Source organism: Gammaproteobacteria bacterium (assembly GCA_013003425.1).
Taxonomy (GTDB): domain Bacteria; phylum Pseudomonadota; class Gammaproteobacteria; order Steroidobacterales; family JABDKV01; genus JABDJB01.
This window is the reverse complement of sequence record JABDJB010000084.1, coordinates 1-12361: the sequence shown is the minus strand read 5'-3', so window position 1 is coordinate 12361 and position 12361 is coordinate 1. Positions and strand designations below refer to the sequence as shown.

General features: G+C 61.2%; 13 protein-coding genes. All 13 read left to right on the top strand.

All coding sequences use genetic code 11. The features are described from left to right. The coding region (locus HKN06_11985; GenBank protein ID NNF62032.1) for an apolipoprotein N-acyltransferase at positions 1-271 on the top strand (271 nt) is incomplete at its 5' end. A 343-nt stretch (positions 272-614) separates the two neighbouring features. Then, the gene (locus tag HKN06_11980; GenBank protein NNF62031.1) at positions 615-3194 is read left to right on the top strand and encodes a leucine--tRNA ligase; all 2580 of its coding nucleotides are present in this window, start codon (positions 615-617) and stop codon (positions 3192-3194) included. A gap of 5 nt (positions 3195-3199) precedes the next feature. Next, the gene (locus tag HKN06_11975) at positions 3200-3697 is read left to right on the top strand and encodes a hypothetical protein (protein ID NNF62030.1); all 498 of its coding nucleotides are present in this window, start codon (positions 3200-3202) and stop codon (positions 3695-3697) included. Beyond that, on the top strand, positions 3697-4098 hold the full coding sequence (locus HKN06_11970) for a DUF4112 domain-containing protein (GenBank protein ID NNF62029.1): 402 nt from the start codon (positions 3697-3699) through the stop codon (positions 4096-4098). The genes HKN06_11975 and HKN06_11970 overlap by 1 nt, the downstream gene beginning before the upstream one ends. 202 nt (positions 4099-4300) lie before the next feature. Continuing rightward, entirely contained in the window at positions 4301-4561 is a 261-nt protein-coding gene (locus tag HKN06_11965) for a DUF4404 family protein (protein NNF62028.1), read from the top strand. Positions 4562-4621: 60 nt separating this feature from the next. Beyond that, positions 4622-5659 (top strand): DNA polymerase III subunit delta, encoded by a 1038-nt coding sequence (locus tag HKN06_11960; GenBank protein ID NNF62027.1) that lies wholly within the window; start codon positions 4622-4624, stop codon positions 5657-5659. 2 nt (positions 5660-5661) lie between these two features. Next, positions 5662-6315, top strand: a complete 654-nt coding sequence (gene nadD / locus HKN06_11955) for a nicotinate-nucleotide adenylyltransferase (protein NNF62026.1) — start codon at positions 5662-5664, stop codon at positions 6313-6315. Then, positions 6312-6671: a ribosome silencing factor gene (gene rsfS / locus HKN06_11950; protein ID NNF62025.1), complete on the top strand. Its 360-nt coding sequence runs from the start codon at positions 6312-6314 to the stop codon at positions 6669-6671. The genes nadD and rsfS overlap by 4 nt, the downstream gene beginning before the upstream one ends. 9 nt (positions 6672-6680) lie before the next feature. Beyond that, positions 6681-7151, top strand: a complete 471-nt coding sequence (rlmH, locus tag HKN06_11945; GenBank protein NNF62024.1) for a 23S rRNA (pseudouridine(1915)-N(3))-methyltransferase RlmH — start codon at positions 6681-6683, stop codon at positions 7149-7151. 39 nt (positions 7152-7190) lie between these two features. Further along, a complete protein-coding gene (locus HKN06_11940; GenBank protein NNF62023.1) occupies positions 7191-9053 on the top strand; it encodes a Na+/H+ antiporter NhaC family protein in 1863 nt (620 codons plus the stop codon). Positions 9054-9148: 95 nt separating this feature from the next. Continuing rightward, entirely contained in the window at positions 9149-9742 is a 594-nt protein-coding gene (gene maf, locus HKN06_11935; GenBank protein ID NNF62022.1) for a septum formation inhibitor Maf, read from the top strand. Next, on the top strand, positions 9735-11204 hold the full coding sequence (gene rng / locus HKN06_11930; protein NNF62021.1) for a ribonuclease G: 1470 nt from the start codon (positions 9735-9737) through the stop codon (positions 11202-11204). Before maf ends, rng begins: the two co-directional genes overlap by 8 nt. A 43-nt stretch (positions 11205-11247) precedes the next feature. After that, on the top strand, positions 11248-12361 hold a 1114-nt coding region (locus tag HKN06_11925; protein NNF62020.1), incomplete at its 3' end, for a hypothetical protein.

The following is a 12361-nucleotide window of genomic DNA, read 5'->3' as shown; positions in this document are numbered from 1 at the left end:
GTCGATTGCGCCGCACCAGCACATGCAGATTGCGCGGGCGCGGGCCATCGAGACCGGGCGTTACCTGCTGCGTGCCACCAACACCGGAGTCAGTGCCGTAATAGCGCCGGACGGGCGCATCGAGCAGACCATCCCGCAGTTCGAGACACAGGTGCTCACCGCTGCCGTGCGGCCACATACCGGCGCTACGCCGTATGTCGTCGTCGGCGACACCGCTATAGTGCTGCTGGCATCCCTGGCGTTCGTCCTGGCACTCGCGCGAAAGCGGTAGATCGCGCGATGTCGTTGGAGCGGCTTGTGGGAGCGGCTTGTGGGAGCGGCTTGTGGGAGCGGCTTCCAGCCGCGACTACCAGGTACAGTGCTATTCGCCTGCAATCCCTTTGCCAGGGTTTGTCGCTAGTAGTCGCGGCTGGAAGCCGCTCCCACAAGCCGCTCTGGCCGGCTGAACACGCGCGGTGGTGCTGATGGCACGTTTCCCGACCAATGGCAGATGAGCTGCGCTGCCCCGGGAAATGAGGTAATTCGGGATAAGGGTCGGGGCAGCGTCAGCTCCATCTGCAATCGTTAAACCAACTCATGTATATTTGCCGCACTCAAATTCCGGTGATCGGTCCATGAGCGAAAACTACGACCCGCAGAAGGTCGAGGCGGAAGCCAACAAATACTGGGAAGACAATCGCTGTTTCGAGGTCGACGAAGATCCCTCGAAAGAGAAGTTCTATTGCCTGTCGATGTTCCCGTATCCCAGCGGGGCGCTGCATGTCGGTCACGTACGCAACTACACCATTGGCGATGTCATCGCGCGCTTCCAGCGCATGCAGGGCAAAAACGTGCTGCAGCCGATCGGCTGGGACGCATTTGGTCTGCCGGCGGAAAACGCTGCCATCAAGAACCGCATCCCGCCGGCTAAGTGGACTTACGAAAACATCGCGCACATGAAGTCGCAGTTAAAGCAGCTTGGCTTTGCTTACGACTGGCGCCGCGAGCTGACCACCTGCGACGCGGACTATTACAAGTGGGAACAGTGGCTGTTTACCCGCATGATGGAAAACGGCATCGCCTACAAAAAGAATGCGGTGGTCAACTGGGACCCGGTCGACCAGACGGTGCTGGCCAACGAGCAGGTGATCAACGGCCGCGGCTGGCGTTCCGGTGCTGTAGTCGAACGACGCGAGATCCCGCAGTGGTTCATGAAAATCACCGACTACGCGCAGGAGCTGCTCGACAGCCTCGATGACATGGACGGCTGGCCTGACTCGGTGCGTACCATGCAGCGCAACTGGATCGGCCGTTCGGAAGGCGTCGATATCGATTTTGGTGTGGCCGGGCGCGAAGACCTGCTGGGTGTCTACACCACCCGCCCCGATACCATCATGGGCGTGACCTACATGGCGGTGGCGGCCGATCATCCGCTGGCGCTGGAAGCGGCCGAGGATGACGATGAGATCGCGGATTTTCTCGACGAGTGTCGCCGTGGCCCGGTGGCCGAAGCCGACGTCGAGACAATGGAGAAAAAAGGCATGCGCCTGCCGTTTCAGGCGGTGCACCCGATCAGCGGCGACGCGGTGCCGGTACTGGTGGCCAATTTCGTACTGATGGAATACGGCACCGGCGCGGTCATGGGTGTGCCCGGTCACGACCAGCGTGACTGGGAATTTGCCCATGCCATGAACCTGCCGATCGTGCAGGTGATCAGGCCGGCCGATGACAGCGAGGTTTCGCTGGAAGAAAGCGCTTTTGTCGAGTATGGCGTGGTGATGAACTCCGGCCAGTTCGATAACCTCGATTTTGAAGCTGCCTTTGACGAGGTCGCGACCTATCTCGAAGGCATGAAGCGTGGCAAGCGGCGGGTGAATTTCCGCCTGCGTGACTGGCTGGTATCGCGGCAGCGTTACTGGGGCGCGCCGATACCGGCAATCGACACCGAAGACGGCCCGGTGCCGGTACCCGAAGACCAGCTGCCGGTGGCATTGCCACAGGATGTCACGCCCGACGGCGAAGGGTCGCCACTGGTCGGCCTGGCCGGGTTTGTCGAAACGGTGGATCCGGCAACCGGCAAACCGGCCAAACGCGAAACCGACACGTTTGACACCTTCATGGAATCGTCCTGGTACTACGCGCGCTACTGTTCGTGGGACTGCGATAGCGCGATGCTGGATGAACGCGCACGCTACTGGTTACCGGTTGACCAGTACATCGGTGGTGTCGAGCACGCCACGCTGCACCTGTTGTACGTTCGTTTCTATCATCGGCTGATGAAAAGCCTGGGGCTGGTGGCCGAAGACGAGCCGGTCAAAAACCTGCTGACCCAGGGCATGGTGAACGCACAGACCTTTTACCGTGATGTCGAGGGCCGGCGTGACTGGTACAACAGTGACGAGGTGGACATCCGGCGCGACGACAAGGGCCGCATCGTCAGTGCTGCGCTTAAGCAGGACGGCCAGCCGGTGGAAATCGGCGGCGTCGAAAAAATGTCGAAGTCCAAGCGCAACGGCGTCGACCCCGACAAGCTGATCGCGCGCTATGGTGCCGACACCTTGCGCTTGTTTTCGGTATCAGACGTCCCGCCCGATCAGGGGCTGGAGTGGGCTGACGAGGGCGTCGATGGTGCCTGGAAGTTCCTGCGCCGCGTGTGGCGCATGGTGGGCGAGCATATTGCGGCGGGCACCCCGGCAGCGCTCGACACCGCAGCGCTGGATAAGAAACAAAAGGCACTGCGCGGCACGGTGCACCAGGCCATTGCCAAGGTGGCCGACGATGTCGGCCGGCGCTACACCTTCAACACCGCCATCGCCGCGGTGCGCGGTGTGGTCAATGAGCTGGCGAAGTTCGATGACACCAGCCCGCAGGGGCTGGCGGTTAGTCGTGAAGCGTGGGACACGGTGATAGCCATGCTGTCACCGATCGCGCCACACATCTGCCACAAGCTGTGGTTTGCGCTGGGTCACGAGCAGCCGGTCATCGACGCCGCGTGGCCGGTCGCAGACAGTGACGCACTCGTTACCGAGACCGTTGATATTGTTGTGCAGGTCAACGGCAAGCTGCGCGCTAAAGTAGCGATGGCGCCCGACAGCGATGCGGCCGAGATGGAAAAGGCCGCCAGGGCCGATGCCAACGTGCAACGTTACATCGCGGACAAGGAAGTGCGTCGCGTAATAGTCGTGCCCAACAAGCTCGTCAATATCGTGGTGTAGGGGTGGTGCGGTTTATCGCTATCCTGCTTGTCGCCGCAGCGGTTGCCGCCTGTGGCTTCCAGCTGCGCGGTGCTACGTTGCTGCCAAAAGAGTTGTCGCGGGTGCATCTGCGAGCGGCCAACATGAACAGTGTGCTGGTTGAAAAGCTCGAAGCACAGCTGCGCCGTTCGGGTGTCGAGATTCTTCCTGATGAAACGGCGGCAACGGCAGTGCTTACCATTGTCGATGACCAGGCCGACGAGCGCGTGCTGTCGGTATCTGCGCGTGGCGAACCGCAGGAATATGAGCTTTACCACACCGTGGTTTTTGCCATGACGACGGCAACGGGTTTCGTGCTCGAGCCAACCACCATGACGCTGACCCGTGATTACTTTTTCGACGAGCAGGACATTCTCGGCCGGCGCGAAGACGCCGAATTCCTGCAGGATGCACTGGCCGAAGACGTTGCCCGTGCCGTCGTGCAGCGTGCCGCTCTGGCATTACGCGCCCCCGGCAGGAACTGATGGCAGACGAGCTGCTGGAAAACGAACGCCTGCGACGGCGGCTGGTGAGTCTCGCGCGTCTGATGGACAGCTCCATCCGGATACCGGTAATCGGCAAACGTATTGGCTGGGATGCAGTCATCGGACTGGTTCCCGGTATCGGTGATGCCGCTGGTGCACTGATCTCCGGCTATATCGTTGTTGCCGCGATGAAATTGGGCGCGCCGGCGCGTGTGATCACGCGAATGGCTGGCAACGTTGGCGTGGAAATGCTGGTCGGTGCGGTGCCGCTGGTCGGCGACCTGTTCGACATGGCGTTTCGCGCCAACGAACGTAATGTCGCGCTGCTCGAGGAGCATCTCGATAAACAACCGGCCGTCGTCGACGCTGTTGCCGTAGAGAACACCGACCCGAACCTGTAGGAGCGGCTTTAGCCGCGAATTACCTGCGACCAAGCCCTGTGGGAGCGGCATCTTCTCCGCCGCACCAGTCCCGGGTAGTGGCATCGTAGGAGCGCCTTCCAGGCGCGACAGATCACGCGAGGATTTGGTTCAATGCAATCGCGGCAGGATGCCGCTCCCACGTCGAATCGTGCCGTTGGCGCGGGTTTGGTAGGATTGGGGTATGAGCGACAAAGAACTGAGCCAGTTGCTGCACCAGGTGCACAGTGAACTGGAAGACACCGAGAAAGTCAGCGAGGAAGAGCGCGCGTTACTTGCGCAGCTGATGTCCGATATCAAGGGTCATATCGGCCCGACCGACGAACAGCACCAGGGCCTGGGTGATCGCCTCGACGAGGCTGTCGGGCAGTTCAACCAGTCGCATCCCACGCTGGCGTTCGCGCTGCGGCGCATGATGGACGCGCTATCGAAGATGGGAATCTGAAGCCGCTCCTACAGGCACATTCAGGTATCATATGCCGCTGATGCAGCCATCTCTGAACACATGAAAACAGGGCCTGAGAAGCTCAAGTCCCAGCTCGAAAAGAAGCTCGCACCCTTTTACCTGATTGCCGGAGACCAGCCCCTGCTCGTGACAGAGGCCGCGGACCTCGTACGCAGCCATGCGCGCGAGGCTGGTTACGGTGCGCGTGAATTGCATGTCGTCGAACGCGGATTTGACTGGGCGGCGCTGCAGGCCGAGACGCGCAACATGTCCCTGTTTGCCGAAAAGCGCCTGATCGAGCTGCGTATCCCCACGGCAAAGCCCGGTACCGACGGCAGCAAGGCGCTGGTGCAGCTGGCCGAAGATCCATCGCCGGACGTGCTGATCCTGGTAATCACAGGCCGCCTCGATGCGCGTGCCAGCTCGGCCAAGTGGGTAAAGTCGCTGGCCAGGGCCGGCGTACACGTCCCTGTTACAGACATTCCAACCGGGCGTCTGCCGCAGTGGGTGCAGCGGCGTATGCGTGACCGCGGCCTGCAGGCGCCGATTGGTGGCGCACGAATCATCGCCGAGCGCTGCGAGGGCAACCTGCTGGCTGCCGACCAGGAAATCGAAAAGCTGCTGCTGATCAACGGACCCGGCAAGGTTGACGAAACCGCGGTGATGCAGTCGGTCACCGACAGCGCGCGTTTTGACGTCTTCCAGCTCGCCGATGCGGCGATGGTTGGTGATACAACGCGTGCGTTGCGTATTCTCAACGGGCTGCTGGCCGAGGGCGTGGCGGCACCGCTGATCCTGTGGGCGCTGGATCGCGAACTGCGTACGCTGGCGCGTCTGTCCTGGCTGCTCGATCACGGCGTCAGCATCGGTGATGCCATGGCGCAGGCACGGGTCTGGAGCAGTCGCCGCACGCTGGTGCGACGCGCGCTCGACCGTCATCGCAAGCCGGGTGCTTTTATACGGCTGCTGGGTATCGCGGCACGCGCCGATCGTATCGCCAAAGGTGTTGAGTTCGGCGACGCCGCGGCCGAGCTGACGCGCCTGGTCGCGGCGCTGGCCGGGACGCCGCTGCCAGACCCGCTGGCCGAGGTAGCCTGAGCATGAGCCCTATAGGTGTATTTGGCGGCACTTTCGATCCGATCCATTACGGGCACCTGCGTACGGCCCACGAACTGCAGCGCGCGCTGCAGCTCAGCGAAGTTCGCTTCCTGCCCTGCGGCCTGCCGCCGCATCGCGAGCCTGCCATCGCCACCGGCGAGCAGCGCGTCGCCATGGTGCGCGCTGCCGTGAGCGACGAGCGCCGTTTTATCGTCGATGATCGCGAGCTGCATCGTGACGGGCCGTCCTATTCGGTCGATACGCTGCTGGCGTTGCGCGCAGAGTTCCCGACACGGTCGCTTTGCCTTATGGTCGGGATGGATGCTTATCTCGGTTTGCCAAAGTGGTACCAGTGGCGGCAAATCCTGCAGCTCGCACATCTGGTTGTCGCCCACCGGCCGGGCTGGGTTGCACCGGACACCGGTCCATTGGGTGAACTGCTGGCCGACCGCGGCACCCAGGATATCGACGACCTGCATCGCGCCCGGGCCGGGCGGATATTCATACACGCAGTCACCCAGCTGGAGATTTCTTCTTCTGCCGTGCGCGAGATGATTTCAGCAGGTGATGATCCGCGTTACCTGATGCCCGACGCGGTGCGTGACCTTATTCTCGAAACAAAGTGCTACCAGCTCGAGGCGGAGCAAACGGCATGACGGAGCAACAATTGCGCAAACTCGTTACTGACGCGCTGGAAGACCTCAAGGCCAATGACATTGTCACGCTTGACGTGCGCAAGCTGACCACTATTACTGACACCATGATCGTCGCCAGCGGCACGTCTGACCGCCACGTCAAAGCGATGGCCGACAGCGTAATAGAAAAGGCAAAGAAGGCGGGCGTTCCGCCGCTTGGCCTGGAGGGCGAGAACGAAGGCGAATGGGTGCTGGTGGACCTGGGTGATGTCATCGTGCACGTCATGCTGCCGCGCGTGCGTGATTTCTATAATCTCGAAAAACTCTGGGACGGCGGCAACTACGATGCAAAGCGTGGTGCGTCCACCGCAGACTAGGCGCGCCGCATGAAGCTGCGCCTGATCGCTGCAGGCACACGCATGCCGCAATGGGTCAGCGCAGGCTGGCAGCAATATGCACAACGTATGCCGCAGGCCTGCCCGCTGCAGCTGCTGGAAATACCCCTGACTCACCGTGGCGGTGGCGTGAGCCCCGAAAAGGCAAAAAAAGCAGAAGGCGAGCGTATGCTGGCGGCCATTCCGCGGGGTCATCGCGTGATTGCGCTGGAAGTAACCGGCAAGTCGCGCAGCACGGCGCAGCTCGCTACAGACCTTGCTGACTGGATGCAGGATGGTCGCAACGTCGATTTTCTTGTTGGCGGACCCGATGGCCTGGCACCAGCGGTAATCGAACAGGCCGGGCAACAATGGTCGCTGTCACCGCTGACATTGCCGCATGGTCTTACCCGTATTGTGCTGGCCGAACAACTGTACCGTGCCTGGACCATCCTGCAGGGACACCCGTATCACCGCGCCTGAGATACCGCTTTGCGGTAAGCTGCGCGGCGTGGGGGATACATGCATCGTCTAATTCAATACGCAGCGTTGGCCCTGATGCTGTGGCAGGGCGCGGCCAATGCTGCCGGCATCGAAGCGCCTGCCGTGATGCTGCGCGGTCTCCCGGTGACGGTGACGGTGCAGGTCGATTTTGGCGGGCAATACACGCTGGTAGCCGGCGAGCAGCGCTACCAGGCCGGTACCGCGACAGCCGGCAGCCTGGTATTCGATGACATAGCGATCGACCAGTCCGGACCGGTGGAGCTGCAGCTGTTGCGTGGCGGCCGGCCGGTGGCTGCGGCACAAAGCCGTGTAATCGCCGGGTGGCTGGCCATTGTGCCGCCATTCCTGGCTATTGCCATTGCTCTGATTTTTCACAGCGTTATTCCCGCGCTGTTTCTTGGTGCCTGGGTTGGCGTGCTGGCGGCAATGGGTTTCACTTTTGCCAATGCCGGGCGCAGTCTGCTGACGGTTTTCCAGACTTACGTACGCGATGCGGTGGCCAACGCCGATCACGCGGCGATCATGCTGTTTACTTTCATGATTGGCGGCATGGTTGGCATCGTGTCGCGCAACGGTGGCATGCAGGGCGTGGTCGATCACGTGGTGAAATGGGCCAACACCGCGCGTCGTGGCCAGCTGGCAACCGCAGCAATGGGCGTGGCAATTTTCTTTGATGACTACGCCAACACGCTGGTGGTCGGCAATACGATGCGTCGCGTCAGCGATGCGTTACGGATATCACGCGAGAAACTCGCCTTCCTGGTCGATGCCACTGCCGCGCCAATCTCCTGTATTGCACTGGTTACCACCTGGGTTGGTTACGAGGTCGGGTTGATCGATGCGGCCATCGGGCAGATCGACGGCTACAGCGAATCGGCTTACCTCATATACCTCAAATCGATTGGTTACAGCTTTTACCCACTGCTGATGCTGCTGCTGGTATTCCTTATAGCCGGTGGTGGTCGGGATTTCGGCCCGATGCTTGCCGCTGAGCGTCGTGCCCGCGCCACCGGCCAGTTGTCGCGTCCCGGGGCGGAGGTTGCGCACGGCGAAGAAGAAGGCAAGGCCATCGAGCCGGTGCAGGACAAACCGCATCGCGCCATAAACGCGATTGTTCCCGTCCTGACGCTTGTTGTCGGCGTACTTACCGGTCTGTTTGTCACCGGCGAGGGTGAGTCGCTGCCGGAAATCATTGGCAGTGCCGATTCCTACAAGGCGCTGATGTGGGCATCGATTTCTGCCGTCATCGTGGCTGCGCTAATGACCATGGCGCAGCGAATACTCACCATCGAGCAAACGGTGCAGGCCTGGTATGCCGGTATCAAGCTGATGTTGTTTGCAATGATCGTGCTGGTACTGGCATGGACGCTCAGTTCAGTCACCGATTTGCTGCACACTGCCGACTACCTGGTGTCGCTGCTGGGTGATTTCCTGCCACCGGCTGTACTGCCGGCGGTCATATTTATCCTGGCGGCGCTGACGGCATTTGCCACTGGTACCAGCTGGGGCACGATGGGGATACTGCTGCCCATTGTAGTGCCGCTCGCCTGGGCAATTCTTTCGGCGAATGAGATGGCGACGCCAGAGCACCTGCATATTCTTTACTCGTCGGTTGCCTGCGTGCTGACCGGTGCGGTGTGGGGCGATCACTGTTCACCGATTTCCGATACCACCATCCTTTCTTCCATGGCATCGGGTTGTAACCACATCGACCACGTACAGACACAGCTGCCTTATGCGCTGCTGGTCGGCGTAGTGGCAATTGGCCTCGGTGCGCTGCCGGCCGGCTTTGGCCTGCCGTGGTGGCTGGCGCTGCTGGTGGGGGCTGCCGGCGTAATCGCAGCGTACCGGCTGCTGGGGCGCCCGGTAGAGCAGTCTTAAGCGGCTGATTTTCCAGCCGAAGCGATGACCGGTCCTGTCGCGACCGGGGTCCTTGCATCGGCCCGGCCGAATAGCGAAACTAGTAAGTTCGCATTATGAATCAACGATTTATCTACCTTGCTTCCGCCTCGCCGCGGCGCCGCCGGCTGCTGGACCAGATCGGCGTGCGCTATGAAGTGCACCCGGTGGAAATCGATGAGACCCCACAACCGGGCGAGGTCCCGCGTGACTACGTTAAGCGTGTGGCGCGGGAAAAAGCAGTCGCAGCTGCCGCGCTGTTACCGCAGGCCGCGCCGGTGCTCGCCGCCGATACTACGGTCGTCATCGATGGCAGGACGCTCGGTAAACCGCGTGACCATGATGACGCGCTGCAAATGCTCGGTCAGCTGTCTGACAGTGAGCACGAGGTGCTCACTGCGGTTTGCGCTATTCATGACAATGAGGCATTGAGCGAATTGAGTTCCACGCGCGTGTACTTTCGCAACATCAGCCACAGCGAACGCGAGCACTACTGGGCGAGCGGCGAGCCGGCCGACAAGGCCGGGGCGTATTCGATCCAGGGGCGCGGCGCGATATTCATCGAGCGTATCGAAGGCAGTTACTCCGGCGTGATGGGGTTGCCGTTGTTCGAGACGGCGCGTCTGCTGGGTCGTTGTGGCATCGATGTAATGGATAAACGCTGTGCGTGAAGAGCTGCTGATAAACGTCACCCCGCGCGAAGTGCGCGCCGCCCTGCTCGAAAACGGCGTGCTGCAGGAGATATTCATTGACCGCGAGGCGCGCCGCGGCATCGTCGGCAATGTTTACCAGGGACGTGTGTCCCGGGTGCTGCCCGGCATGCAGGCAGCCTTTATTGATATTGGCCGTGAGCGTACCGCCTTCCTGCATGCGTCCGATATTGCCCGGCGGGTGGCTGACGAAGACTCGCCCGAACCATCGGAACCGCCAAATATCAGTGCCCTGGTGCGCGAGGGCGGCCAGATCATCGTGCAGGTACTGAAAGACCCGCTGGGCACCAAGGGTGCCAGGCTGACCACGCATATCACGCTGCCGTCGCGATACATGGTCCTCATGCCAAAGGGCAGCGGCGTTGGTGTTTCCACCCGTATTGATGATGACGTTGAACGCACACGCCTGCGCGAGCTGACTGATCGTTTTGCCGTCGATGGCAACGGCGGTGGTTACATTGTCCGTACCGCTGCCGAGGGCGTTGGCGCAGAGGCATTACGCGGCGACATGCTGTACCTGCAAAAACTGTGGGAAGTGGTGCGCGAGAAAGCTGTGACGGCGCGCCCGGGTGAGCTGGTGTTCGAAGAACTGCCGCTGGAGTCGCGCGTGGTTCGTGACCTTATCGGTGCCGAGATGGAGCGTATCCGTGTCGACAACGAGGATTCATTCCGGCGCCTGAAGGAATTTGCTGAAACATTTACTCCGGATATCGCGCCGATGATCGAACATTATTCGGCAAACCGGCCGATTTTCGATGTGTATGGCATCGATGACGAGCTACAGCGCGCGCTGGAGCGGCGCGTGCCGCTCAAGTCTGGCGGCTCGCTGATCTTTGACCAGACCGAGGCGATGACCACCATCGATGTGAATACCGGTGCCTATGTTGGCCATCGCAACATGGAAGAGACGATCTTCCGCACCAACCTCGAGGCGGCACAGGCGATTGCCCGGCAGCTGCGGCTGCGCAACCTTGGCGGCATTATCATTATCGACTTTATCGACATGAGCAACGGCGAGCACCGCAACCAGGTGGTGCAGGCACTGGAGAAGAGTCTCGAGGCCGATCACGCCCGCACTCAGATCAGCGAGGTCTCGGTGCTGGGGCTGGTGGAAATGACGCGCAAGCGTACCCGCGAGAGCCTCGAGCACATCCTGTGCCAGCCGTGCCCGACCTGCGAAGGTCGGGCGTCGATAAAAACTGCCGAAACCGTGTGTTACGAGATATATCGTGAAGTATTGCGGCAATCACGCCAGTTCGACTGCAAGGAAATGATGGTGCTGGCCCACCAGGACGTCATCGAGCTGCTGGTCGACGAGGAGTCGGCGCTGGTTGCGGAGCTGGAGACGATCACCGGTAAGCCGATCAGGCTGCAGACCGAAGCTTTTTACAATCCTGAACAACACGATGTTGTTTTGATGTGACCCCGGGGCACCCGCTGACCGCAACGTTGTCAAAACCGACTACATGCTGAGAATCCTCTGGAAATGGCTGGCCGCGAGTTTTTCAGTAGTCGTGATACTGCTGGCCATAGCAATTGGCGTGTTCCGCGTCGTGCTGCCGCTGATGCCGCACTACCATGAGAAGATTGAAGCGTTTGCCAGCGAGGCGGCGGGAACGCCGGTACGTATCGAGGGAATTGACGCCCGCTGGAGCCTGGCCGGGCCCGAGTTGCGTTTTTCCAATGCCGAACTGCTGACCGCTGACGGAGCGACGCCGCTGCTGCGGGCCGCACATGGCAGCGTTGTGCTGAACCTGACAACGCTGCTGAGCGAGCGCAAGGTCAGCGCCGGACGCATCCTGCTCGACGGCCTGCAGCTCGAAGTCGTCCGCGATGCCGACGATGGCTGGATGATCGGTGGCAGGGCGATGCCAAGGGATGGCGATGCCAGCCTGCCGCGGCGGTTGTCGGTAGGCCTGCGCGAAGCAGTGATTATATTTCGTGACCAGGTTACCGGGGCGGGCCCGTGGCAGTTTGAAGATGTCGATCTGGATGTCGATCTTGCCGGCCAGCGGCTGCGCATCGACGGGCTGGCGCAGCTTCCGGAAGCGCTGGGCGGCGAAATCGAACTGTCGCTTGAGGCCGATGAATTCCACTCGCTGGATGATTTTAACGGGCAGGTTTATGTGCGCAGCGAAGAGCTGGAGCTGGCCGGCTGGCACGACATCATGCCACCGGAGCGCGTTACGCCGCGCAGCGGCAGCGGTGATGTCGTTGCATGGGTCGGCATGGCCGGCAGCCAGGTGAAGCAGGCCAGCGTGCAATTCAGCCTGCGCGAAGTCGAACTGGAACGAAACAACGAAATTGTCAGCAGTTACGATTTAACGCGGGGTCGTGTCGAATTTGACCGGGTAGAGTCCGGCTGGAATGCATCGGGTCACGACCTGGTTTTTATAACTGACGGGGCAAGCTGGCCGGCTGCGACTTTCGCCATCGAGCAGGTTGGTGAAATGGATGGAGATGGGCTGCTGTACGCTGACCTGAGCTACGTCCGCCTGCAGGATATCGTGCCGCTGGCAGACTGGCTGCCGCAGTCACCGCTGAAACAGAAAATATTTGAGCTGCAGCCGCGCGGCAGCC